This window comes from Spectribacter acetivorans, from assembly GCF_031846305.1.
GTDB lineage: Bacteria > Pseudomonadota > Gammaproteobacteria > Nevskiales > Salinisphaeraceae > Spectribacter > Spectribacter acetivorans.
In genome coordinates, this window is record NZ_JAVRHY010000002.1 from 86550 (window position 1) to 111291 (window position 24742).

The 24742-nt window shown below is 66.1% G+C and carries 23 protein-coding genes and 2 tRNA genes; 19 read left to right on the plus strand and 6 right to left on the minus strand.

Translation table 11 applies throughout. The features are described 5' to 3' along the window. The first annotated feature begins 156 nt into the window (after nucleotides 1-156). From RM531_RS02390 to RM531_RS02410, 5 genes are all read left to right on the plus strand, one after another. On the plus strand, nucleotides 157-477 hold the full coding sequence (locus RM531_RS02390; RefSeq protein WP_432280495.1) for a type IV pilin protein: 321 nt from the start codon (nucleotides 157-159) through the stop codon (nucleotides 475-477). Nucleotides 478-706: 229 nt separating this feature from the next. Further along, nucleotides 707-782: transfer RNA gene (locus RM531_RS02395), tRNA-Thr, on the plus strand. A 213-nt stretch (nucleotides 783-995) separates the two neighbouring features. Next, nucleotides 996-1084: transfer RNA gene (locus RM531_RS02400), tRNA-Ser, on the plus strand. 55 nt (nucleotides 1085-1139) lie between these two features. Beyond that, nucleotides 1140-2174, plus strand: coding sequence for a class I fructose-bisphosphate aldolase (locus tag RM531_RS02405; RefSeq protein ID WP_311657013.1), 1035 nt, complete (start codon nucleotides 1140-1142; stop codon nucleotides 2172-2174). Nucleotides 2175-2222: 48 nt separating this feature from the next. After that, the gene (locus tag RM531_RS02410) at nucleotides 2223-4010 is read left to right on the plus strand and encodes a patatin-like phospholipase family protein (RefSeq protein ID WP_311657015.1); all 1788 of its coding nucleotides are present in this window, start codon (nucleotides 2223-2225) and stop codon (nucleotides 4008-4010) included. Between the two features lie 7 nt (nucleotides 4011-4017). Here RM531_RS02410 and dapE read toward each other — a convergent pair whose 3' ends face one another. The 6 genes from dapE to map all read right to left on the minus strand — a co-directional run bounded on the left by dapE (nucleotide 4018) and on the right by map (nucleotide 11137). Further along, nucleotides 4018-5157, minus strand: coding sequence for a succinyl-diaminopimelate desuccinylase (dapE, locus tag RM531_RS02415; protein WP_311657017.1), 1140 nt, complete (start codon nucleotides 5155-5157; stop codon nucleotides 4018-4020). Further along, nucleotides 5157-5513 carry an arsenate reductase gene (locus RM531_RS02420; RefSeq protein ID WP_311657019.1) on the minus strand — a complete coding sequence of 119 codons (357 nt, stop codon included), beginning with the start codon at nucleotides 5511-5513 and terminating at the stop codon, nucleotides 5157-5159. Before RM531_RS02420 ends, dapE begins: the two co-directional genes overlap by 1 nt. Nucleotides 5514-5582: 69 nt before the next feature. Further along, nucleotides 5583-6407 carry a 2,3,4,5-tetrahydropyridine-2,6-dicarboxylate N-succinyltransferase gene (gene dapD / locus RM531_RS02425; protein ID WP_311657021.1) on the minus strand — a complete coding sequence of 275 codons (825 nt, stop codon included), beginning with the start codon at nucleotides 6405-6407 and terminating at the stop codon, nucleotides 5583-5585. 70 nt (nucleotides 6408-6477) lie between these two features. After that, on the minus strand, nucleotides 6478-7692 hold the full coding sequence (gene dapC / locus RM531_RS02430; RefSeq protein WP_311657023.1) for a succinyldiaminopimelate transaminase: 1215 nt from the start codon (nucleotides 7690-7692) through the stop codon (nucleotides 6478-6480). Continuing rightward, the gene (gene glnD / locus RM531_RS02435; RefSeq protein WP_311657025.1) at nucleotides 7689-10376 is read right to left on the minus strand and encodes a [protein-PII] uridylyltransferase; all 2688 of its coding nucleotides are present in this window, start codon (nucleotides 10374-10376) and stop codon (nucleotides 7689-7691) included. The genes dapC and glnD overlap by 4 nt, the downstream gene beginning before the upstream one ends. Next, on the minus strand, nucleotides 10373-11137 hold the full coding sequence (gene map, locus RM531_RS02440; protein WP_311657027.1) for a type I methionyl aminopeptidase: 765 nt from the start codon (nucleotides 11135-11137) through the stop codon (nucleotides 10373-10375). Before map ends, glnD begins: the two co-directional genes overlap by 4 nt. A gap of 286 nt (nucleotides 11138-11423) precedes the next feature. Between map and rpsB the strand changes: the two genes are divergently transcribed. The 14 genes from rpsB (at nucleotide 11424) to rnhB (ending at nucleotide 24733) form a co-directional block, all read left to right on the plus strand. Next, entirely contained in the window at nucleotides 11424-12347 is a 924-nt protein-coding gene (rpsB, locus tag RM531_RS02445) for a 30S ribosomal protein S2 (RefSeq protein ID WP_349255379.1), read from the plus strand. Between the two features lie 38 nt (nucleotides 12348-12385). Next, complete coding sequence (gene tsf, locus RM531_RS02450; RefSeq protein WP_311657029.1) at nucleotides 12386-13267, plus strand: translation elongation factor Ts; 882 nt, start codon at nucleotides 12386-12388, stop codon at nucleotides 13265-13267. An 89-nt stretch (nucleotides 13268-13356) separates the two neighbouring features. Then, nucleotides 13357-14100, plus strand: coding sequence for a UMP kinase (gene pyrH, locus RM531_RS02455; RefSeq protein WP_311657031.1), 744 nt, complete (start codon nucleotides 13357-13359; stop codon nucleotides 14098-14100). Between the two features lie 5 nt (nucleotides 14101-14105). Then, nucleotides 14106-14663, plus strand: coding sequence for a ribosome recycling factor (gene frr, locus RM531_RS02460; protein WP_311657033.1), 558 nt, complete (start codon nucleotides 14106-14108; stop codon nucleotides 14661-14663). A 17-nt stretch (nucleotides 14664-14680) separates the two neighbouring features. After that, nucleotides 14681-15409, plus strand: a complete 729-nt coding sequence (gene uppS, locus RM531_RS02465; protein WP_311657035.1) for a polyprenyl diphosphate synthase — start codon at nucleotides 14681-14683, stop codon at nucleotides 15407-15409. Next, entirely contained in the window at nucleotides 15403-16221 is an 819-nt protein-coding gene (locus tag RM531_RS02470) for a phosphatidate cytidylyltransferase (protein WP_311657037.1), read from the plus strand. Before uppS ends, RM531_RS02470 begins: the two co-directional genes overlap by 7 nt. 81 nt (nucleotides 16222-16302) lie before the next feature. Continuing rightward, nucleotides 16303-17658, plus strand: a complete 1356-nt coding sequence (rseP, locus tag RM531_RS02475) for an RIP metalloprotease RseP (RefSeq protein WP_311657039.1) — start codon at nucleotides 16303-16305, stop codon at nucleotides 17656-17658. A gap of 93 nt (nucleotides 17659-17751) precedes the next feature. Continuing rightward, nucleotides 17752-20118, plus strand: a complete 2367-nt coding sequence (gene bamA, locus RM531_RS02480) for an outer membrane protein assembly factor BamA (RefSeq protein ID WP_311657040.1) — start codon at nucleotides 17752-17754, stop codon at nucleotides 20116-20118. 73 nt (nucleotides 20119-20191) lie between these two features. Beyond that, nucleotides 20192-20701, plus strand: a complete 510-nt coding sequence (locus tag RM531_RS02485; protein ID WP_311657042.1) for an OmpH/Skp family outer membrane protein — start codon at nucleotides 20192-20194, stop codon at nucleotides 20699-20701. 17 nt (nucleotides 20702-20718) lie between these two features. Beyond that, nucleotides 20719-21747 carry a UDP-3-O-(3-hydroxymyristoyl)glucosamine N-acyltransferase gene (gene lpxD / locus RM531_RS02490; RefSeq protein WP_311657045.1) on the plus strand — a complete coding sequence of 343 codons (1029 nt, stop codon included), beginning with the start codon at nucleotides 20719-20721 and terminating at the stop codon, nucleotides 21745-21747. Next, nucleotides 21744-22211: a 3-hydroxyacyl-ACP dehydratase FabZ gene (gene fabZ, locus RM531_RS02495; RefSeq protein WP_311657047.1), complete on the plus strand. Its 468-nt coding sequence runs from the start codon at nucleotides 21744-21746 to the stop codon at nucleotides 22209-22211. The genes lpxD and fabZ overlap by 4 nt, the downstream gene beginning before the upstream one ends. Beyond that, on the plus strand, nucleotides 22198-22974 hold the full coding sequence (gene lpxA / locus RM531_RS02500; RefSeq protein ID WP_311657048.1) for an acyl-ACP--UDP-N-acetylglucosamine O-acyltransferase: 777 nt from the start codon (nucleotides 22198-22200) through the stop codon (nucleotides 22972-22974). Before fabZ ends, lpxA begins: the two co-directional genes overlap by 14 nt. A 5-nt stretch (nucleotides 22975-22979) precedes the next feature. Then, the gene (gene lpxB, locus RM531_RS02505) at nucleotides 22980-24158 is read left to right on the plus strand and encodes a lipid-A-disaccharide synthase (RefSeq protein WP_311657050.1); all 1179 of its coding nucleotides are present in this window, start codon (nucleotides 22980-22982) and stop codon (nucleotides 24156-24158) included. Further along, the gene (gene rnhB, locus RM531_RS02510) at nucleotides 24128-24733 is read left to right on the plus strand and encodes a ribonuclease HII (RefSeq protein ID WP_349255381.1); all 606 of its coding nucleotides are present in this window, start codon (nucleotides 24128-24130) and stop codon (nucleotides 24731-24733) included. The genes lpxB and rnhB overlap by 31 nt, the downstream gene beginning before the upstream one ends. Nucleotides 24734-24742 lie beyond the last annotated feature (9 nt).

The window sequence follows — 24742 nt, forward strand, 5'->3', positions numbered from 1 at the left end:
TGGTCACATCTACCCGGATTCCCACGCAGTCAGGCCGGCTTCAGCCTGCTCGAAGCTCTGATTCTGCTGCTCCTGGCGGGTGCGATCTGCCTGGCGCTCTGGCCGCATTATGCGAACTGGCAACGCGCACAGCACCGGGAACCCGCACGCCAAGCCCTGCAAGAACTGGCTCGGGCGCTGGAAGATCATCATCAGCGGACCGATACCTATGCCGGTGCCGCCGGGACCGACGGCGAGCCGCGGGACACCGGTGCGCCACGACTGGCGCCGACGGAGGTCGTGGATGACGGCACAACGTATTACCGACTGTCGATCGTGACCGCCAATCGGCGGGGTTTCGAAATCCGGGCTGCGCCAGTGGCGTCTCAGACTGCCGATACCTGCGGGACGCTGACGCTCACGGCATCAGGTCAGCGCGGGATGGTCGGCGCCGCGCCGGAAGCGCGCCGTGAGAACTGCTGGCCTCGGGCGCAATGAAACGGCGACAAGCCACCCCTGATGAAATTGTGGCCGCGAGGCGGTTTCTCTATAATCGCGCCGAGTTTGCGATCGACGTCGCTCCACCTCCGAATCTACAGCGGTTTTTACGTGCCGGCATGGCGTGATCAGGAGTATCGACACCGTCAAGTCATGTGGTATCGCACCAGGTAAGCGCCTGGCGAGGGCAGCACGCCCGAGCGACGACTGATGATCGACAATTTGATTAGCCGGGATAGCTCAGTTGGTAGAGCAGGGCATTCGTAATGCCAAGGTCGCAGGTTCGACTCCTGTTCCCGGCACCATTTAAAAGCCAGACCGTGCGCCGGCAAGGACGCCCGAGCGACGCCAAACCGCACCACGACTTAAAACGGAGAGGTGGCAGAGTGGGCGAGCCGGAGACAGACGAATCACGGATTCGTCCCGGCGAGCGCAGGGCAGGAGCCCGGCCGGAGAGCGCCGGATACCAGCGAGGGCAGGACGCCCGAGCGACGCCAAACCGCACCACGACTTAAAACGGAGAGGTGGCAGAGTGGTCGAATGCACCGGTCTTGAAAACCGGCAGGGGTTTTGCCCCTCGTGGGTTCGAATCCCACCCTCTCCGCCAATTTCCGTCAATCATTTGTGAAAAAAGAATGCCGCCCGATCCGGCGGCGCGAGACATGAGGAAGAAGAGCATGCAGCAGCAGTTGATTGATACCGCGCGGGCGCTGGTGGCGCCGGGCAAGGGTATTCTCGCCGCCGATGAATCGACCGGCACCATCACCAAGCGCCTGGACAGTATCGGTGTGGAGTCCACCGAGGCCAATCGACAGGCTTATCGGGACCTGCTGTTCACCACCGAGGGTGCCGAAGCCTTCGTCAGCGGTGTGATCCTGTTCGAAGAAACGCTGTTCCAGTCGGGCCTGGACGGTACCCCGTTCACCGATCTGCTGACCGGTAAGGGCGTGATCCCGGGTATCAAGGTGGACAAGGGCGCCAAGCCGCTGGCGGGCAGCCCCGACGAGAAGATTACCGAGGGTCTGGACGGGCTGCGCGAGCGACTGGCCGACTATGCCAAAGCCGGTGCGCGATTTGCCAAGTGGCGTGCGGTGATCACCATTGGTGACGGCATACCCACGGACTACTGCATCGATACCAACGCGCACGCGCTGGCGCGCTATGCCGCGCTCTGCCAGGAAGCGGGGATCGTGCCGATCGTCGAACCGGAAGTTCTGATGGATGGTCCGCATGACATCCACCGCTGCGAGGCAGTCACCGAACGCACGCTCGCGCGCGTATTCGACGAGTTGCTGGCCCAGCAAGTGCTGCTCGAGGGCATGCTGCTCAAGCCCAACATGGTCATTTCCGGCACGGAGTGTCCGCAGCAGGCCGGGGTGGACGAGGTTGCGGCCACCACGCTGCGCTGTCTGCGCCGCCATGTGCCGGCCGCAGTGCCCGGCATTGTCTTCCTGTCGGGCGGACAGAGCGACGAGCTGGCGACCCGTCATCTGAACGCGATGAACCAGCATGGTGACGCCCCCTGGACGTTGTCGTTCTCCTACGGTCGGGCCCTGCAGGCCCCGGCGCTGGCGGCCTGGTCCGGCAAGTCGGACAACGTACCGGCCGCCCAGCAGGCCTACTATCGCCGTGCCCGGTGCAATGGCGCGGCGGCGCGAGGTCAGTACACCGACGCGATGGAACAGGACGCCGCCTGAGCAATCCGGTTGCGGGCCGGTGAACATCGGCGGCAGGTGCGCTAGCGCATGAAGGCTGTCGCGGCCCTCAAGGTGAGCCCGCTGTTCCGGGCCCTGGACCGGCGGTCGCTGCGCGCGCTGGGCGACGCCGCCGAATGGTGTGACTACCGCGGTGGCGAGTATCTGTTTCGGCGGGGTCAGCCCGGTGATGCGCTGTTTCTCGTCGTCCACGGCCGGATGCGGGTCAGCCATTCAGCGGATCGCGGTGCCGATGCGGCCGTGGTGGAAGCCGGGCTCGGGCAGACCGTGGGCGAGGTTGCCCTGGTGACCGGCGAGCCGCGCGTCGCGGATGCGCTGGCACTGCGGGATTCGCGTGTGCTGCGCATCAGCCAGGCGGCTTTCGAGACCGTCGTCCAACGGCACCCGGCGGCAATGCTGGCACTGGTACGGCAGCTGCTGGAGCGCCAGCGTCACGATGTGCGCCCTCACCCGCGTGATCGCCGACGCAGTGCGCGCACCTATGCGCTGATACCGGCCCACGACGGGATTGATATCCGCGGCATCGGCAGTGCGTTCAGCCGAACGCTGGCGGGATTCGATTCCCTCATGCGGCTGGATCCGTCCCGGGTGGATCAGGCGCTGGGCGAGGGGGCCGCGGCCACTGATTTCGAGGCCGAGGGCAACGCCCGCGTGGCCGGCTGGCTCAACCGCCTCGAGGATGCCTATCGCTATCTGGTCTACCAGGCCACCGGGGAACTGGACGCCTGGACACGTCGCTGCGTGCGGCAGGCGGACCGGATCGTGGTCATCGCCCATCGTGACCGTGATCCCGCCGGCAGCCGGGTGCTTGCCTGGCTGCGCGAGGCGGAACTTCGGGCTCCGGTGGAGCTGCTGCTGATCGGTCGGGACGGTGAGGACGTCCCGACTGCAGGGCCGGACTGGCAGTCGGCATTACCGGTGGAGCATCAGCATCGCATCGACGCCTCGCTGCCGGCGGCGGCACTGGGCCGGGCGGTACGGCTGATATCGGGTCAGGCGCTTTGTGTCGTGCTGGGCGGCGGTGGTGCCCGGGGCTTTGCGCATGTGGGTCTGCTGCGGGCGCTGGAGGATCGCGGACTGGCCGTGGACGCGGTCGGCGGCACCAGCATGGGCGCGTTCGTGGCCGGGTTGGTGGCCTGCGGTCATGATTCCGACACGGTGCTGGATACGCTGCGGGATACCTTCGTGGCTCACAATCACCTCAACGATTACTCCTTCTCCCGGGTATCGCTGATCTCCGGTCAGAAATTCCGTCGACAGCTGTTGAGCATTTTCGGGGAACGCCGCATCGAGGATCTGCCGATGCCGTTCTTCTGCGAAAGTACCAACCTCACCCGGGGGCTGCCGGTGATTCACAATCGTGGGCGCCTGGCGGACTGGATCGGCACGAGCATGGCGGTGCCAGGCATTGCGCCGCCCACCGTCTATCAGGGCGACCTGCTGGTGGACGGCGGCCTGATGCGCAGCATTCCGTTTGAAACCATGCACGCCATGGGGCTGGGCCCGGTGCTGGTGTCGGACGTCAGCCGCAACGCCGATCTGCGCGTGGAGCAGGCCCAGGGCGATCTCCCCGAACTGCTGAGCAGCGTCGACGGCGCTCCCCGGCACCTGAATATCTTCAAGATACTGTTCCAGTCAGCCACGCTCACCAGCGAACGGGAGACCCGGGAACTGGATCGTCAGGCCGATCTGGTACTGCACATGCCGGTGGGGAAGTCGGGGATGTTCGATTGGGATGATATCGATGACATTGTCTACCGCGCCTATCACCATGCGGACGAGCAGCTCGACCGCTGGACCGGCGGCGCACCGGCCTGATCCGGCGTCAGGCCGCGGGACCCAGCAGGCGTCGCATGACGTCTTCGAATATCTGCGAGAGGGTGGTCAGGTCCGCGGCCGAGACCCATTCGTTCGCCTGGTGAATGGTGGCATTGACCGGGCCCAGCTCCACCACCTGCGCGCCGGTGGGCGCGATGAACCGGCCGTCCGAAGTGCCACCACCGGTGGAGCGGACGGGCCGACTCCCGAGGCAGGCCTCACACGCGTCGCTGACGGCGTCGAGCAGGGCCCCGTCACGCGTGATGAAGGGTTCGCCGGACAGGTGCCAGTCGATATCGCAGGCCAGCGCGTGCCGCCGGCATACGGCGTCCACGGTGGCCTTGATCGCGTCCGGCGTCAGCGCGGGCGAAAAACGCAGATTGAATCGCGCCTCGGCGCGGCCCGGAATCACGTTGTCGGCGCCGGTGCCGGCCTGGAGATTGGAAATCTGGAAACTGGTGGGCGGGAAATCGGCATCACCGGCGTCCCAGGTTTGGCCGGCCAGTTCGGTGAGCACCGGCATCAGGCGGTGCAGGGCGTTGTCGGCGGCATCGGGATAGGCCACGTGGCCCTGGCGGCCATGGGCCCGGATGTGACCCGTCATGCTGCCGCGACGACCGTGCCGGATGGTGTCGCCCAGTGCCGTGTTGCTCGAGGGCTCGCCGACGACGCACCAGTCGATGGCGTCACCCCTCTCGGTGAGTGTTTCGATCACCCGGCGTGTGCCGTCGCGGGCCGGACCCTCTTCGTCGCTGGTCAGCAGCAACGCCAGTCGCCCCGTCTGACGTGTCCCGATCTCCGCCCGGAACCGTTCGGCCGCAGTCACCATGGCAGCGACGCTGCCCTTCATGTCGGCAGCGCCGCGGCCGGTCAGGCGGTCGCTGTCCAGGTGCGGGTCGAACGGATCGGTGTGCCAGTCGTCGGCAGGGCCGGGCGGCACCACGTCGGTATGACCGGCAAAGCACAGCAGGGGCCCGCGGTTGCCAGCCACGGCCCAGAGGTTATCGACGTTCCCGAATCGAAGGTTTTCCACCCGGAATCCGGCCGCCTGCAGGCGGCCGGCAATGAGCGGCTGACACCCGGCATCGTCGGGGGTCACGGACGGCCGCGCAATCAGCTCGCGGGCCAGTGCCAGCGTGCTGTCCATCAGTCCGCGCCGGCCAGAGTCGCCTCGTAACGGGCGGCGGAAAAGCCCACGAGCAGGTCGCTGCCGTGTTCCAGCACCGGCCGCTTGATCAGGGTCGGGTGACGCGCAAGCAGCTCGTGTGCGCGCGTTGCGTCGATGGCCTGCTTGTCCGCGTCCGGCAGTTCGCGCCAGGTCGTGCTGCGTTTGTTGAGCAGGGCTTCCCAGCCCAGCGCCTCCAGCCAGCGGCCGAGCCGCTCGGCCGCAATGCCTTCGTCGCGCAGGTCGACGAACGCATGGTCGATACCGGCCGTGGCCAGCCACTGACCCGCCTTGCGGGTGGTGTCACAGTTCTTCAGACCGTAAAGGATGACATTCACTGCAGGCGCTTTTCCCAATTTGAAATACGAAACCTAAAACTCGAAACGCGGACGCGCATGCGCGCCCGCTCAATCCGCGCTGCGCAGCAGTTCGTTGATCCCGACCTTGGCGCGGGTGGCGGCATCGACGCGCTTGACGATCACGGCACAGTTCAGACTATAGCGGCCGCCGTCCCGGGGAAGGCTGCCGGCAACCACGACGGCGCCGGCCGGAACTTCCCCGCGGGTAATCTCGCCGCTTTCGCGATCGTAGATCGGCGTGCTCTGACCGATGAACACGCCCATGGAAATCACGGCGCCTTCACGCACGATCACGCCTTCGACGATCTCCGAGCGGGCGCCGATGAAGCAGTTGTCCTCAATGATGGTGGGGTTGGCCTGTAGCGGTTCGAGCACGCCACCGATGCCGACACCTCCGGACAGGTGCACGCCCTCACCGATCTGGGCGCAGGAGCCGACCGTGGCCCAGGTGTCGACCATGGTGCCGCGGCCCACGAACGCGCCGATGTTCACGTAGGAGGGCATCAGCACGACGTCGGGGGCGATGTGGGCGCCCTTGCGCACGGTGGCCGGCGGCACCACGCGGGCGCCCTGCGCGCGGAAGGCGGCGTCATCGAAATCCGCGTACTTGCTCGGCACCTTGTCGAAGTAGCGGGTTTCGGCGCCGTCCACGACTTCGTTGTCGCGCAGCCGGAAGGACAGCAGCACCGCCTTCTTGAGCCACTGGTTGACCACCCATTGGCCATCGCGCGGCTCGGCTACCCGGACCTGGCCACGGTCGATCTGTTCGATCGCCTCGAACACGGCCTCGCGTACGGCGGCGTCGGCGCTGTCGGGGCGGATGGTGTCGCGCTGCTCGAACGCCTGTTCAATGGTGGTCTGCAGATCGGCCATGGGGTTGTCTGATTGCGAGTGAAGGACGCGGATTCTACCAGCGGGCCGGTCTGCTGCCAGCCATTACCGCTCAGTCCCCGAGCCGTTCCGCCACCCGGACGATGCGGTGGGCGGCTTCGACGCATTCGGGAACGCCGGCCACCAGCGACAGCCGCAGACGGCCGTTGCCGGGATTGCCGCCGCCGGCATCACGGCCGAGATAGCGGCCCGGCACGGCGCGCAGGTGCTGCTGCTCGAACAGGGCGCGCACGAAGGTTTCGTCGTCGCCGCCGGCCACCGCATCCGGGAGCGCCGGCCATAGATAGAAGCTGCCGGCCGGGCGGGCCACGTCCAGCATCGGGGCCAGAATGGGCAGGACCGCGTCGAACTTCGCGCGATAGGCATCGCGGTTGGCCAGGACATGCGCCTCGTCCGACCAGGCCGCGCGACTGGCTGCCTGCACCGGCGGGCCCAGCGTGGCCCCGTGATAGGTGCGGTAGCGCAGGAACTGGCGCAGCACCTCGGCGTCACCGGCCACGAAACCCGAACGCAGGCCGGGCAGGTTGGAGCGCTTGGACAGGCTGTGGAACACCACGCAGCGCTGGAAGCGGTCGTTGCCCTGACCCGCGGCGACTTCGAGCAGGCCCGGGGGCGGCGCCTGCTCGTCGAGATAGATTTCGCTGTAGCACTCGTCGGCCGCGAGGATGAAGTCGTGGCGCTCGGCCAGTGCCAGGGCCCGGGCCAGATAGTCGGCATCCAGTACCGCGCCGGTCGGATTGCCCGGTGAGCATAGGTAGACCAGTTCGCATTGCCGCCACTGCGCCGGCGTCACCGCATCGAGATCGGGCCGGAAACCGTTGTCGGCACGGCAGGGCAGGTACAGAGGTTCGGCGCCGGCCAGCAGGGCCGCGCCCTCGTAGATCTGATAACCCGGATTGGGCAGGGCGACCCGGGCATTCGGACTGGCCACCACCGCCTGGGCGAAGGCGAACAGGGCTTCGCGGGTTCCGGCGACGGGCAGAATCTGGGTGTCGGGGTCGGGCGGGCAGCGGTCGAGCCCGAAACGTCGCGTCAGCCAGTCGGCGATTGCCTCACGCAACGCGGCTTCACCACGGGTGGCGGGATAGCGGGAAAAGCCGTCCAGGTGGTCGATGAGGGCCTGCCGGGCGCAGTCCGGGGCGGGATGCTGGGGCTCGCCCACCCCCAGGGAAATCGGCGCCACATCAGCGGGCGGAACCGCGCCCGCGAGCAACTCGGCCAGACGCTCGAAGGGATAGGGCTGCAGGCGATCCAGACGGGGATTCATGGTTCGTCCCGGGTCCGGTCGAGCACCCGCATCAGCATCTGGCGCAGCTGATAGAAGATGGCCGGATCGGTAATGGGCGCGCCGTTGCGGTCGGTGATGTGGAAAACGTCTTCCGCCCGCTCGCCGATGGTGGCGATCTTCGCGGTATCGACCAGGATTCCCCGCTTGCGAAAGATCTGCCCGACCGTGGACAGCAAGCCGGGGCGGTCGGCCGTGGTCAGTTCCATCACCGTGTGCTGGTGGCGGTGATCGACCGTGAAATACACCTGAGTGGGCACCGAGAATGCCCGGCTGCGACGCGAACTGCGACGGGTGACGCGGATCTCGGAGACCTCCGGGTTGGCGATGGCCTGGGCCAGCGCGGTTTCGATCTCGGCACCGCGGCGAGCGTCGGTGATCGGGCGGCCATCGCTTTCGGTGACCACGTAACTGTCCATGGTGCAGTCGTCCACCGTGGTGTTGATTCGCGCATCCAGGATCGATAACCCCAGCTGGGCCAGGATGCCGGTGGTCAGGCCGAACAGGTAATCCCGGTCGCGGGTGTAGACGAATACGGTGGTGCCCTGATCCCCGACGCTGTCGACGATTACAAGCGGCTGATCGGCGTCCGCCTGCTGCTGATGGCGGGCGATGGCCGCAGTGTGCCAAGCGATCTCTTCGGCACTGTGGCGCAGGAAGTAGTCGTCATCCAGACGGGCCCAGACCTGCTTGAATGCCGGCGTGCGCACCTTGCGGCGGGTGAGCAAGGCGGCGGCGGCGCTGCGGTTCTCGGCCACCAGCTCGGCCTGTTCCAGCGGGTTGTCCAGCCCCCGCTCCAGGTTTCGCCGGGTGTTGGTATAGAGCTCGGTGAGCAGGCTTTCCTTCCAGGAATTCCAAAGGTTGGGATTGGTGGCGCGGATGTCGCATACCGTAAAGATATAGAGCCGGTCCAGCCGTTCCACCGTGCCCACCGCCTGGGCGAATTCGTGGACCACGTCGGGGTCGTTGATGTCCTTGCGCTGGGCCGTCATCGACATCAGCAGATGCTGTCGGATGAGCCAGCAGATCATTTCGCGATCCTCGCTTGCCATGCCGTGTTCGCGGCAGAACAGGTCGGCGTCCTCGGCCCCAAGTTCGGCATGATCGCCGCCGCGCCCCTTGGCGATGTCGTGGAACAGCCCGGTGATATAGAGCAGGTCATGTTTGTCCAGGCTTTGCATCACCCGGCTGATTGCCGGCAGTTCGTGATCGAAGCGGGGCAGGGCCAGCCTGCGCAAGTTGCGGATCACGAACAGCGTGTGTTCGTCCACGGTCAGGGTGTGGAACAGATCGAACTGCATGCGGCCGATGATGTCGCCGAAGGCCGGCAGATAGCGGCCTAGTACGCCATAGCGGTTCATCCGCCGCAGCGCGCGGGTAACGCCGTTGCGCTGGCGCATGATTTCTGTGAACAGGCGCCGGCTGCGGACGTCGCCGCGCAGCTTGTCGTCGATCAGGTGGCGGTCGCGGCGCATCAGCCGCAACGTATGGGCGCGGATGCCCACCAGCCGCGGGCGGGTCTGCATCAGGTAGAAAATTTCCAGCAGGGCCCGCGGCGACCGGCGGAAGACCTCGTCGTCGCGCACCTCGATGAAACCCAGCCGGGCCTGAAAACGTCCGTTGATCGGGCGTGGCTCGGCATCCTCGCTGGCATGCAGAATCGCTTCACTGAAAAGCTGAAGCAGAATGTCATTAAGTGCAGACAGCGCCTTGATATTCCGATAATAACGCTGCATGAACTGTTCAACCGCCAGATTGTGGCTGGCGTCCTGGTAGCCCAGCATTTCGGCCACCCGTACCTGATGGTCGAACAGCAGGCGGTCCTCGCAACGATCGGTCACCATGTGCAGGGCAAAGCGCACCCGCCACAGGAACGATTGCCCCCGGCGCAGTTCGCGGTATTCCCGTTCGGTGAGGAAGCCGTGTTCGACCAGGCCGTAGAGCGTGTCGGTATCGAAATGGCGCTTGGCCACCCAGGCGATGGTCTGGATATCCCGCAGGCCGCCGGGTGATTCCTTGGTGTTGGGTTCGAGCTTGTAGGCGGTCTCGTCGTAGTGGGCGTGGCGGGCCTGCTGTTCCTCCAGCTTGGCCTGGAAAAAAGCAGGGGTTGGCCACACCTGATCCGGCTGCAGCCGCGTTCCCATGTCGGCCACCAGCCCGGCGTCGCCGGCCAGCCGGCGCGCCTCCATCAGATTGGTGATGACGGTGACGTCCTCGGCCGCGGCGTCGGTGCATTCGGCCGGCGAACGCACGCTGTGGCCGATCTGCAGGCCGATATCCCAGATGAAGGTGACGAACTGCTCCAGGCCATCGCGGATCTCGTCCAGACAGCCATCGCGGTAGAGAATCAGCAGGTCGATATCGGAATTGGGCAGCAGTTCGCCGCGGCCGTAGCCCCCCACGGCCACCAGGGCGGTGCGGGTGTCGGCATCACCCATCAGCTCCTGCCAGGCGCGCACCAGGATGCGGTCCGTGCAGACGGCACGAAGCCGGACCAGCTCGTCGATGGGGGCGCCGGCCCCGAAGGCTTCGCCGAGCGCCTCCCGCACCGCCTTGAGCGCCGCGCGTACCGGCTTGATCGCCAGTGGCGCGACGCCATCGGTATGGGCGAACAGTTCGGCCTGCAGGTCGGCCGTCTTCAGCGCGCGATCCGGCGCGGAACTCAAGAGTCGTCCCGGCCCAGCGTCAGCACCTCGACCCCGTCAGCGGTGACCAGCAGCGTGTGTTCCCATTGCGCCGACAGGGTGTGGTCCTTGGTCACGACCGTCCAGCCGTCGCGCAGCACCTTCACGTGACGTTTTCCGGCGTTGACCATGGGTTCGATAGTGAAGGTCATGCCGGCTTCCAGGGACAGACCGGTGCCGGCCTGGCCGTAATGCAGCACCTGCGGATCCTCGTGAAAATCCCGCCCGATGCCGTGGCCGCAGTATTCGCGCACCACCGAGAAATTGCTGCCTTCCACATGGCGCTGGATCACGGCGCCGATATCACCCAGGGTAGTGCCGGGGCGCACGATGTCGATGCCCTGCCACAGGGCCTCGAAGGCCACGTCGGACAGGCGCGCGGCCTGCACGCCGGGGTCGCCGGCAAAGAACATGCGGGAGGTGTCGCCGTGGTAGCCGTCCTTGATTACGGTGACGTCGATGTTCACCGCGTCGCCTTTCTTCAATTTCTTGTCGCCCGGGATGCCGTGGCAGACCACGTGATTCACCGAGGTGCACACGGACTTGGGGAAGCCGTGATAATTCAGCGGGGCGGGAATCGCGTCCAGCTCGCCGACGATGTATTCGTGGCACAGGCGATCGAGCTCGCCGGTGGTGACGCCGGGCTGTACGTATTCCCCGATCATGTCGAGCACGCTGGCGGCCATGCGGCCGGCCGTGCGCATCCGGTCCTGTTCCTCGGCGGTCTTGATGGTGGCAGTCATATGTCTCGTGTGTTGGCGGGGCGGATGCCGCGGGGCCGGTCGGGGCGCGCCGCGAGCGAGCGCCGGCGGGATTTCCCGCCGACGATGTGCTGGTCGGGCAAAGCGCAGTATGGTATAAAGCGCCGCCGCTCGCGGCAACGCGGGCGTTATTCGTAACGCAGCCGGCTTGCCGGCACTTTGTAAAAATTCTCACGCCCACCGGCACATGTGGCCGGGTGTCCTGTTTGCAACTGCAAGCCGGGATTGCCGCATGGGGTGGCGCGGAGGCTCAACCCGGAGACAACTCATGACCGACGTCAGCATGCGCGAATTGCTGGAAGCGGGTGTGCATTTTGGCCATCGCACGCGCTACTGGAACCCGAAGATGGAACCCTACATCTTCGGTCATCGCAACAAGATTCATATCATCAACCTCGAGGAGACCCTGCCGCTCCTCAAGGATGCGTACAACTACGTCAGCCGGCTGGCCGCCAACGGCGGCAAGCTGATGTTCGTGGGCACCAAGCGCGCGGCCCGCGATGCCATCGGCACCCAGGCGGCCCGCTGCGGCATGCCCTACGTCAACCACCGCTGGCTGGGCGGCATGCTCACCAACTTCAAGACGGTGAAGAACTCGATCCAGCGCCTGCATGACCTGGAGCAGATGATCGAGGACGGCTCGATCCGCAAGGTTTCCAAGAAGGAAGGGCTGGAACTGTCCCGCGAGCGGGACAAGCTCGAGCGCGGCATCGGCGGCATCAAGGACATGACCAGTCTGCCCGACGCGTTGTTCGTGGTCGACGTTGGCTTCGAGAATATTGCCGTGGACGAGGCCCGCAAGCTGGGCATTCCGGTCGTGGCAGTGGTCGATTCCAACTGCTCCCCGGACAAGATCGATATGGTGATTCCGGGCAACGACGACGCGATTCGCGCCATCCGCATCTACAGCCAGGTCATGGCCGACGCGGTCATTGCCGGCCGCGGTATCTCGGTGCGTCCGGACGACAGCGGCGATTACGTCGAGGTCGACGACACCGAAGCGGCAGCGCCGGCCAAGGCCGAAGCCCAGCCCGAGCCCCAGGCGGAAGCGCCCAAGGTGACCCAGAACACCGTCCTGCAGGAATCCGAAGCCGAGGCCGAACCGGCCGCGACGGCGTCGCTCGAGGATGTGGCCGCGGTGGATGCAGAGGCCAAGCCGGAAGGCGACGAGGACACTGCGGACAAGAGCTGAAGTCTGCTGCGCAACATCCAGAATCGAAAGGAATATCCATGACGATCAGTGCATCTCAGGTCAAGGCCCTGCGGGAGCGTACCGGCGCGGGCATGATGGAATGCAAGAAGGCATTGCAGGCCGCGGATGGCGATATTGACGCCGCGGCGGAAAACATGCGCCGTGATGGCCTGGCCAAGGCCGACAAGAAGGCCGGTCGCGTGGCCGCGGAAGGCCGTGTGGTCACCGCGGTCAGCGATGATGGCAGCCGCGCGCTGTTGCTGGAAGTGAACTCGGAAACCGATTTCGTGGCCAGCAACGCCGATTTCGTGGCCTTCGCCGAGCAGGTGGCCGGCGCGGCGCTGGCGGCCGGGGTCGAACAGGCCGACGCGCTGTCCGAGCTGGATGTGGACGGCGAGACCGTCGACGCCCGGCGGCGGGCCCTGGTGGCCAAGCTGGGCGAGAACATCTCCGTACGCCGGGTGCACGCCATCACGGCGGACAACGGGGTGATCGGCGCCTATCTGCATGGCAGCCGGATCGGCTGTCTGGTGGCGCTGGAAGGTGGCGACGAGGCGCTGGCACGGGATGTGGCCATGCATGTGGCCGCCACCAATCCGGAATACGCCTCGCCCGAGCACGTGCCGGCGGATGTACGTCAGCGCGAAAAGGCCTTCCTGATCGAGCAGGCGCAGGACAGCGGCAAGCCGGACGACATCATCGAGAAGATGGTCGAGGGTCGCCTTCGCAAGTACTTCGCCGAGATCACCCTGCTGGGCCAGCCCTTCGTCAAGGATCCCGACCAGACGGTGGAAAAGCTGCTGAAAGCCGCCGGTGCCACCCTGCTGGCCTACGCCCGATTCGAAGTGGGCGAGGGGATCGAGAAGGTCGAAGAAGACTTTGCCGCCGAGGTGCGGGCCCAGGCCCAGGGCTCGGCCTGAAAAACCGGGATGTTGCCCGCCATTGGCGGGCGCGCCCGCCGGTGCCGCCGCATGGCTGCGTGATTCTGGTCAAGCAATAAGAGGACTGCATGTCCGACAAGCCGGTCCACCGTCGCATTCTGCTCAAACTCAGTGGCGAAGCCCTGATGGGCGAATCCGACTACGGCATCAGTCCGGCGGTGATTCACCGTCTGGCCGGTGAAATCGGCGACCAGATAGCCCTTGGCGTGCAGATCGCGGTGGTGGTCGGCGGCGGCAATATCTTCCGCGGCGCCGGCCTGGCCGGGGCCGGCATGGACCGGGTAACCGGGGACCAGATGGGCATGCTGGCCACCGTGATCAACGCCCTGGCCCTGCAGGACGCGGTGGAACGTGCCGGCATGACGGCCCGGGTGATGTCGGCGATCCGCGTGAACCAGGTGTGCGAGGACTACATCCGCCGCCGGGCGATCCGGCATCTGGACAAGGGCCGGGTGGTGATCTTCGCTGCCGGCACGGGCAATCCCTTCTTCACCACCGACTCGGCAGCCAGCCTGAGGGCGATCGAGATCGGCGCCGACCTGTTGCTCAAGGCCACCAAGGTGGACGGCATCTACAGCGCCGATCCCAACAAGGACGCCAGCGCCACCCGCCACGAGCACCTCAGTTACGACGAAGTCATCGACGGCCGCCTGGCGGTAATGGATACCACCGCCATCGTGCTCTGCCGGGACAATGGTCTGCCGCTACGGGTATTCGACATTCATCGGGCCGGCGACCTCGGCCGCATCGTGCGTGGTGACACCACGGTCGGTACGCTGGTCGACAACCGCCCCGGTTCCACGGAGGCCTAGCCGCCATGATCGACGAGATTCTCAAGGATGCACAGCAGCGGATGGACAAGTCCATCGGCGTGCTCCAGGACAACTTCAGCAAGATCCGCACCGGTCGCGCCAGCGCCAACCTGCTGGATCACGTCGAGGTGGACTATTACGGCGCCAAGGTGCCGATTCATCAGGCCGCCAGCGTGAGCGTCGAGGACGCACGCACCATTACCGTCAGCCCCTGGGAGAAGTCCATGGTGCCGGTGGTGGAGAAGGCGATCATGACCTCGGATCTGGGCCTGAATCCTTCGACCAGCGGGCAGGTCATCCGGGTGATGCTGCCGCCGCTGACCGAGGAGCGTCGCCGCGACCTGGTCAAGATCCTGCGCCAGGAAGCCGAGGATACGCGGGTCGCCGTACGCAACATCCGACGGGATGCCAACCAGGACTTCAAGGAACTGGTCAACGACAAGGACATCACCGAGGATGAGGCCCGCGGGGCGGAGAACCGCATCCAGACCCTGACCGACGAGCACGTTGGCCGGATCGATTCGCTGCTCGATAACAAAGAGCAGGAAGTGATGACGGTCTGAGCGGGGCGGTTGCTGCCATGCCGGTGGAATCTGGCGGGCCACGCCACGTCGCCATCATCATGGACGGCAATGGCCGCTGGGCCTGTGCTCGCGGCTATCCCCGGGCCCACGGCCACAAGGCCGGCGCGGAAGCCACTCGCGCGGTGGTCCGGGCGGCCCCCGATCTGGGTATCCGCACCCTGACGCTGTTCGCCTTTTCCAGCGAGAACTGGCGCCGACCGGGCGCCGAAGTGTCCCTGCTGATGGCGCTGTTCAAGCGGACGATCCGCCGCGAGATCCATGAACTGCGCGCCCGTGGCGTCCGGCTGCGCTTCATCGGCGCCCGTGAACGGCTCTCGCCCGCATTGCAGGCGGACATGCGCCGGGCCGAACGTCTCACCGAGGCCAATGATCGGCTGAATCTTCTGATCGCGGTGGATTTCGGCGGGCGCTGGGACCTGGTCCGCGCGGCGCGGAAACTGGCGCGGGCCTGTGTCGATGGCGAGCAGGCGCCCGACGCCATTGACGAAGCCGCCCTGGGCGGCGCCACCAGTCTCGCGGACCATGGCGGACCGGACCTGTTCATCCGCACCGGCGGCGAACGGCGAATCAGCAATTTTCTGCTGTGGGATCTGGCCTATACCGAACTCTACTTCGCCGATACCCTGTGGCCGGATTTCGATGGGGCCGCCCTGGCCGAGGCGGTGCATTGGTTCGCTGGCCGCGAGCGGCGCTTCGGTGCCGTAGACGAGGCACGGCAATGCTGAAAACCCGCATCCTGACCGCACTGGTGGCATTGCCGCTGGTCATTGCCGCCATCCTCTGGCTGCCCACCACGGGTGTTGCGCTGATTGTCGGCGCGTTGCTGACGCTGGGTGCCTGGGAATGGAGTCGCCTGGGCGGCATTCACGAGACCGGCCCGCGCGTGGTCGGTGCGGGCGTTGCGGCATTGTTGATGCTCGGCGGCTGGTACGGACTGGTGCACCCGGGTCTGGTTCTGACCTGGCTCGGGGCCGCGCTGGTCTGGTGGGCCGCGGCCGTCCGATGGATTCCGGCCTTTCCTCGTGGCTGGGATGCCAGTCTCGGACGCCCGGCTCTGACGCTGGCCAGCGGCCTGCTTGTGCTCAGCGCCTGTTTCGTCGCCCTGGTCGACCTGCATGCCCACCGGGGCGGCCCCACGCTGCTTCTGCTTCTGCTGGTGCTGATCTGGGCCGCCGACACCGGCGCCTACTTTGCCGGCCGGGCGCTGGGTCGGCACAAGCTGGCGCCCAACGTCAGCCCGGGCAAGACGATGGAGGGCGCCATCGGCGGTCTGGCATTGACCGCGCTCGCCGGGGCCCTGGCCGCGTGGTGGCTGGATCTTGCCGGCGGGGCGGCCCTGGCGTTCATTCTGCTGGCGGTTCTCACCGGGGCGATTTCCATCGTCGGGGATCTGACCCAGAGCATGTTCAAGCGCCACGCCGGGGTGAAGGACAGCGGCAATCTGTTTCCGGGACACGGCGGGGTGCTGGATCGCATCGACAGTTTGCTGGCAGCGGCGCCGCTGTTCGTGCTTGGACTGCAATGGCTGCCGCTGTGATTATTCGCTTGAATCGGGATCGAAACGGCACCGCTGCGGTCCAACGCCCGTTCATGGATTGCCTTCAACCAGGGGATTGTCATGCCTGAATGGCTGATGTCGGTACCGGCGTTCATCGTCGCGATCGGCGTGCTGGTGGCGGTACACGAATTCGGGCATTTCTGGGTTGCCCGGCGGCTGGGCGTTCAGGTGCTGCGCTATTCGGTGGGCTTCGGCCCTCGTCTGCTGGGCCGGACCGGCCGCGACGGTACCGAATACTGGCTTTCCGCGGTGCCGCTCGGCGGCTACGTGAAAATGCTCGACGAGCGCGAGGGCGAGGTACCCGCCGATCAGGTCCATCGCGCCTTCAATCGTCAGCCGGTGGCCAGCCGCATTGCCATTGTTGCAGCGGGACCCGGTATCAATTTTCTTTTTGCCATCCTGGCTTACTGGGTAGTGTTCATGCTGGGCGTGGGCGGTATCAAGCCCGTGATCGGCGACGTGCCGGCCGAGACCCGCGCCGCCGCGGCAGGTCTCGAGCAGCGTGACCAGGTGGTGGCGGTTGATGGCAAGGACACGCCGACCTGGCAGGAACTGCGACTGACATTGCTGCAACGTACGCTTGACGGCGACGCGGTGTCGCTGACGGTGAATGCCGCCGATGGCGGCCAGCGCCGCGTGGCGCTGGATCTGAGTGGTATGTCCGCGGAACCGGAGACACTGTTCACCGAACTGGGGATACAGCCGTTTCAGCCGGGCGGCGTGCCGATAATCGCCGACGTGCTGGATGGCAGCGCCGCGGCCGCGGCCGGCATGCAGGCCGGCGACCGGGTGCTGGCGGCGGGGGGCGAATCGCTTGACGGTCCGCAGGCGCTGGTCGACTGGGTGCAGGCGCGACCCGGCGAAACGATTGACTTGAAGATCGAACGTAACGGCCAGCCGATGACCCTGCCGGTCACCCTGGCCCGGACCGAGGGCGAGGACGGCCCGGTGGGCCGCCTGGGCGCACAGATATCCGTCGATGCCAGCCAGTGGGAGGCATTGCGTACCGTCACCCGTCTGGACCCGCTGTCCGCCATCCCGGCCGCAGCGGCCGAGACCTGGTCGATCACCGCACTGACGGTGCGCCTGCTCTGGCGCATGGTGATCGGCGACGTTTCCTGGAAGAACATCAGCGGTCCGATCCAGATTGCCGACTACGCGGGTAAGACGGCCACCATCGGGCTGGAGGCGTTCCTGGGGTTCCTGGCTCTGGTCAGCGTCAGTCTGGCGGTGCTGAACCTGCTGCCGGTGCCTGTGTTAGACGGCGGACATCTTATGTATTATGCCGTTGAAATTATTCGCGGTCGGCCGCTCTCCGAGCACGCCCAGATCATCGGCCAGCAGGCCGGGATGCTGGCGCTTCTCATGCTGATGAGTCTGGCCTTCTACAACGACATCATGCGACTGCTCGGCTGACGGCCGGGCACTACGTGAGCCTTTGATCTTCGGGAGCATCTTCATGCGCTGCCTGCTGGCTTCTGTTTGCCGTCACAGCATCCGGTTTCCCTCGTGATTGCGGCCGCCAGCCGTCGTCTTGTCCTGCTCGCTGGGCTGATGCTGTTCGCGGGGCAGGGAGCCTGGGCATTCACGGCCTTCACCGCCGAGGACATCCGCGTCGAGGGTGTGCAGCGGCTCGAGTCCGGCACCGTGCTGACCTACCTGCCGTTGTCGGTGGGAGACCGCGTGGACCAGGCCCGCAGCGCCCAGGCGATCCGCGCGCTCTACGACACCGGCCTGTTCGAGGATGTCTCCCTCGGTCGCGACGGCAACACGCTGGTGGTCGACGTCCGTGAACGGCCGGAAATCGCCTCGTTCACCATCGAGGGCAACAAGCAGATCGGCGGGGACGAGCTCAAGGAAAGCCTGCGCCAGCAGGGCATGGCAGAGGGCGAGCTCTACAAGCGGGCCCTGCTGGATCAGCTGCGGCTGGAACTGCAGCGTCAGTACTACGCCAACGGCTTCTATGCGGTCAGCGTGGACACCGAGGTGACCGAGCTCGACGGCAATCGCGTGGACATCGCGATCAACGTCGAGGAAGGGCAGGTCGCCAAGATTGCGGATATCAATATCGTCGGCAACGAGGACTTCACCGACGAGGAACTGCTCGACGTCATCTCGCTGGAATCGGTCAAGCCCTTCTACGCCCACCCGCTGACCTTCTGGCGCAGTCGTGCCAATTACTCCCGCGAGAAGCTGCTCGGGGACATGGAAACCCTGAACTCGTTCTATCAGGATCAGGGCTATCTGCGGTTCAACGTCACCTCCATCCAGGTATCGCTGTCGCCGGACAAGCGCGACATCTTCCTCACCATCAACGTCGACGAGGGCGATGCCTACACCATCAGCAACATCGAGTTCGCCGGTGATCTGATCGTCCCGGAGTCCAATCTGCGCGCCCTGGTCAGCGCCCGCGAGGGGCAGACCTTCTCGCGCCAGCTGGTGACCGACACCTCCAATCGCATCAGTTCCGGGCTGGCCGATTTCGGCTACGCCTTCTCCGAAGTGGATCCGCTCACGCGTCCGGATGACGAGGAAAAGACCGTCGAGGTGACCTTCTTCGTGGAGCCCGGCAAACGCGCCTATGTGCGCCGAATCCAGTTTTCCGGCAACCAGAAGACCAACGACGAGACCCTGCGCCGCGAGATGCGCCAGTTCGAGGGCGCCACCTTTGCCCGGCGTGCGGTGGAACGCTCGCGGGTGCGCCTGGCGCGGCTGCAGTTCATCGAGCAGGCCACCGTCGAAACCGAACCGGTGCCGGGCTCCGAAGATCTGGTCGACGTCGATTTCAGTGTTTCCGAGCGGCCCGCCGGCACGCTGCAGTTCGGTGTCGGTTTCTCGGATGCCCAGGGCTTCCTGATCAACGGCAGCGTCAGCCACAGCAACTTCCGTGGCACCGGTAACCGCCTGCGTCTGCAGGCAGAAACCAACAGCTTCGCGCGCACCCTGTCCGGCAGCTGGACCGACCCGTACTACACCGAAGACGGCATCTCCCGCACCCTCTCGGCGTTCTATCGCGACACCGAGGAGATCATCCGCTTCGGTTCCGGGTTTGACCTGAATTCCATCGGCGCGGCGATGACCTTCGGCATCCCGATTTCCGAGTATTCCAGTTTCCGATTCGGTTTCGGGGTCGAGACCAACGAGATTTCCACCCGCGTTGATCCCATCACCCTGGGCGGTCAGCCGACGTTCCTGACCTCGGCGGAACTGCGTCAGTTCATCCGCCAGAACGGCCGGGAATTCTTCACCTATGAGCTGCGTACCGGCTGGAACCGGGACACCCGCAACCGCTCGTTCTTCGCCACTCGTGGCGCGAATACCTCGGTGAACTTCGACTTCAAGCTGCCGGGTTCGGATGTCGAGTATTACAACGCCAGCTTCACGCACGAACAGTTCTTTCCCGTCGGCACCTGGAGCGATTGGCTGTCGGATGACTTCGTATTCGAGACCAATCTGCGGGTGGCCGATACCGGCGTCTGGGGCGAAGGCCGCGACGTGCCGCCGTATGACAACTACTTTGCCGGCGGCGCGCGTTCCGTGCGCGGTTACCAGGACGGGTTCCTCGGCCCGCGGGACAGTTTCAACAATCCCTTCGGCGGCCAGTTCCTGACCACCATGCAGAACGAACTGGTGATTCCGACGTTCCTGGAAAGCGATAACAAGTCCACCCGGCTCAGCCTGTTCTATGACGTCGGCAACGTTTTCAGCGGCGCCGACGAGTTCGAATATGACGACCTGCGCAGTTCCGCGGGGGCGGCGTTCTACTGGTTTACGCCATTCTTCGGGCTGCTCCGGGTAAGCTATGCCGTGTACGTGGACGAGCGGCCGAATGACCGTGTGGACCGGTTTCAGTTCTCGTTCGGCGTCGGGCTCTAGCAGGCTGCCGCAGCGGTTGGCAGGCAAGGGCACCCGGGGACCGGACGCAATCAAACCATTGAGAGGTTAAATCGTGAGAGGAACAAAATTTCTGACGGCATTCGCGGCGGCGATGCTGCTGGCCGGTGGCGTAGCCCATGCGCAGGAGTCGCTCAAGATCGCGGTGGTCAATCTGCCGCAGCTGGTCAGCCAGTCCCCGCAGGCCCAGCGCGCCCGCGCCGAGATGGAAGAGGAATTTACCAGCCGCCGGGATGATCTCCAGTCCCGCCAGGAAAAGCTGCGCGAGGACGTGCAGCGCCTGCAGCGTGACGGCTCGGTGATGAGCGCGGAAGCCCGCGATCAACTGGAGCAGAGCATCCGCGACCAGCAGCGCCGCCTGCAGCTGGCCCAGTCGGAGTTCAACGAAGACGTCCAGCGCGCCGAACAGAAGGCGATGGAAGGCCTGCGCGAGGACGTGCGCGCGGTGATCCAGGAATTCGCCGAATCCGGCAATTACGACCTTATCCTCGGCGATGGCGTGCTGTTCGCCACGGAGCAGGTGGACATTACCGGACAGGTGCTCGAGCGCCTCAAATCCCGGTAAGGGAAAAAGCCACGCCGGTGGCGTTTTCACTCCGCGACATCGCCGATCGTTTCGGGCTGACCCTGCAGGGTGACGGGGCGGGCTTGATCGAGGGTGTCTGTTCGCTGCAGCCGGGTATGCCGGGGCGGCTGAGTTTTCTCGCCGATCCCAAGCAGGACGGTTTTCTGGCACAAACGGTCGCGGGGGCGGTGATCCTGGCGCCCGATATGGCTGACCGCTGCCCGGCGCCGGCGCTGATCGCCGACAATCCGCAGCTGGCTTATGCCCGGGTTGCGGCGCTGTTTTTGCCGCCACCGCCAGCCGCCGGCGTGCATCCGTCCGCGATCATCGACCCTGCCGCGCAGGTAGATGAGGGGGCTGCCGTCGGCCCGCGCGTCGTGATCGAGGCGGGTGTCAGCGTTGCCACGGGTACCGTGCTTTCGCCCGGTTGCGTTCTGGAAGCGGGCTGCAAGGTCGGGCCGGATTGCCGCATCGGCGCCAATGCCGTGCTGGGCCGGGACGTGCGCCTGGGTGCCCGCGTGAGGGTCGAGGCCGGAGCGGTGATCGGCGGCCGCGGATTCGGGCTGGCTCGTGACCGGGATGGCTGGGTAGAGATTCCCCAGCTGGGCGGCGTGCGCCTTGAGGATGACGTGGAAGTCGGTGCAGGCTGCACCATCGATCGAGGCACCATCGGCGATACGCTGCTCGAGCGGGGCGTCAAACTGGACGACCAGGTGCACATTGCGCACAACTGCCGCATCGGCGCCCTGACGGTGATCGCCGGCTGCACAGGCGTTGCCGGGAGCACGCAGATTGGCGCCCGCTGTATGATTGGGGGCGGTGTGGGTATCGGCGATCATCTGCGCATCGTTGATGACGTGATACTGACCGGCGCCACGCAGGTGCCGTCGGACATCACGGAGCCGGGGGTTTATTCCTCCACGCTCAAGGCGATGCCGGCCGGGGACTGGCGTCGGCGGCTGGCATTGATCCGCAAGCTGGACCGCCTGGAACAGCGCCTGCGGGCGCTGGAAAAACCGGATAACGACAAGGGAGACAGGGCTTGAACCACCGCGACGACATCATCGGGATTCTGCGGCAGATACCGCACCGGTTTCCCTTTCTTCTGGTTGATCGGGTGCTGGAGTGTATTCCGGGCGAGCGCATCACGGCGCTGAAGAACGTCTCGATGAATGAACCCTTCTTCCCGGGGCATTTCCCCGACCAGCCGGTGATGCCGGGGGTACTGATCCTGGAAGCCCTGGCCCAGGCCGGGCTGTTGCTGGGAATGCGCACCGCCAATACTCGCGACGAGGGCACGCTGGTGTACTTCGCCGGCATCGACAAAGCGCGATTCAAGCGCCAGGTCATGCCCGGGGATCAACTGCGGCTGGAAGTGCAGATCATCTCGGCCAAGCGCCGGCTGTGGAAATTCCGCGGCGAAGCCTGGGTGGAAGACAAGCTGGCATGCGCGGCGGACCTGATGGCCACGCCCGCGCGCCCCAACGGAGACAGCGATGCCGGTGATTGACCCCAGCGCCAGGGTCGATCCGGGGGCGCAGCTGGCAGACGACGTGGAGGTCGGCGCGTTCAGCGTGATCGGGCCGGACGTCGAGATCGGAGCCGGAACGCGCATCGGCCCGCATGTGGTGATCAGCGGCCACACCCGCATCGGCCGCGACAACCGGATCTTCCAGTTCTGCTCGGTAGGCGAGGAGCCCCAGCACCGCGGCTACAAGGGCGAGCCCACCCGCGTCGACATCGGCGACGGCAACACCATTCGCGAGTTCTGCAGTATCCACCGGGGCACGCTCTTCGACGAAGGCGTCACCCGCATCGGCAATCACAATCTGCTGATGGCCTACGTCCACATCGCCCATGACTGCGTGCTGGGCGACGGGATCACCATGGCCAATGGTGCCAGTCTCGCGGGCCACGTGAACCTGGCCGACCACTGCATTCTTGCCGGCTTCGCGATGGTCCACCAGTTCACCCAGGTGGGCACGCTGGCCTATCTCGGCTACAGCACCGGAGTGACCCGCGACGTACCCGCCTTCGTGCGCTGCTCCGGCTACACCGCCCAGCCCCATGGCATCAATTCCGTGGGCATGCGGCGGCGTGGCTACACCGAGGAAGACGTGCGGTCGGTCAAGCAGGCTTATCGCACGGTCTATCGTGCCAAGCTGCTGTTCGACACCGCCCGCGAAACGCTCGCGCCGCTGGCCGAGGCCAATCCCGCGGCGGATATCTTCCTGGCGTCACTGAACCGCTCCAAACGCGGCATTATCCGGTAGCAGCCATGCACGATGCCGGCCCGCGGATCGCTGTCGTGGCGGGCGAGCTTTCGGGTGATACGCTCGGGGGCGGCCTCCTCGAGGCACTCAAGGCCCGTTATCCCGACGCCCGGTTTCTCGGGGTGCCCGGTCCGGCCATGGCCGACGCCGGTTGCGAGGCGCTGGCTAGTATCGATGATCTGTCCCTGTTCGGCCTTGGCGAAGTGCTGCGGGAGATCCCCCGGCTGATCCGCCTGCGCCGCCATCTGATCGAGCGCATCACGGCCTGGCGGCCGGATGTGTTCATCGGCATCGATGCACCCTCGTTCAACACCGGCCTCGAGCGCCGGCTCCGGCTGGCGGGCATCCCGACCGTCCACTATGTCTGCCCCACAGCCTGGGCCTGGCGGGAACGGCGGGTCTATCACCTGCGCGAGGCCGCCGACATGATGCTGTCGATCTTCCCGTTCGAGGAAGCCTTCTTCCGGCGGCATCACGTGCCGGTTCGCTTCGTCGGCCATCCGCTGGCCGATGAACTGCCTCTGCATCCTGATGCGGATAGCGCCCGGCGTGCCCTGGGGCTGGCGTTGGATGCCACCTGGGTGGGCCTTCTGCCGGGCAGCCGCAATGCGGAAGTCGATCGTCTCGGGCCGCGCTTTCTGGCCACCGCACGCTGGCTGCATGCACGCCTGCCCGGGATTCGATTCGTGATTCCGGTGGCCAAGCCGTCGCTGCGCGAGAAGCTTGAAACCCAGTGCCGGGACCTGGCGCCGGAACTGGCCATCACGCTGATCGACGGCCGGGCGCGGGAGGTAATGCGAGCCGCCAGCGTGGTGCTGACCGCCTCGGGTACGGCCACCCTCGAAGCGCTGCTGGCCAAGACCCCGATGGTGGTGGCCTACGCGGTGTCGCCGATCAGCTACCACATCGCCAAGACCCTGGATCTGATCAAGGTGCCCTGGGTGAGCATGCCCAATCTGCTCGCCGACCGGATGCTGGTGCCCGAAGTGCTGCAGAACGAGGCACGGCCGGAGGTGCTCGGGCCCTGGCTGTACCGCCTGCTCACCTCGGAGGACGCGCGTACTGAGCAGATCGAGGCGTTCGAGAGTCTGCACGAGCAGCTGCGCCGCGGCGCCAGCCAGGGTGCCGCCCGGGCCGTGGCCGAAATCATCGAATCGCCGCCGTGGCACGCACAGCCGGCGTAGATGAAGCCGGCCGCGGTCCGCTGGCCGGGCCGGTGGTGGCGGCCGCCGTGATCCTGCCGGAGGGCGAGTTCAGCGGCCTGGCGGACTCCAAGACCCTGAGCGAAACCGCCCGCCGCCGGCTGGCCGGGGAAATTCGCGCCCGCGCCGTGGCCTGGGGGCTGGCCGTGGTGTCGCCCGCGGACATCGATCATTTCAACATTCTCGAGGCCACCATGCGGGGCATGCAGCAGGCGGTGGCCCGGCTGGCGCCGCAGCCAGAGCTGGTGCTGGTGGATGGCAACCGTTGTCCGTCGCTGGCTATGCCGGCGCGCGCGATTGTCGGCGGCGATGCCACGGAACCGGCCATCAGCGCGGCATCGATTCTCGCCAAGGTGGCCCGCGATCAGCTCATGGTGGCGCTCGATCAGACCCACCCGGGCTACGGATTCGCGCAACACAAGGGGTATCCCACCGCAGCACATCGGGCGGCGCTCGAGCGGCTCGGCCCCTGCATCGCACACCGGCAAAGCTTTGCGCCGGTACGCCGGGCCATGGCCGCGCGGGCGGCGCTGACCGGGGACGAGACGCTGCGTTAACATCCGGCC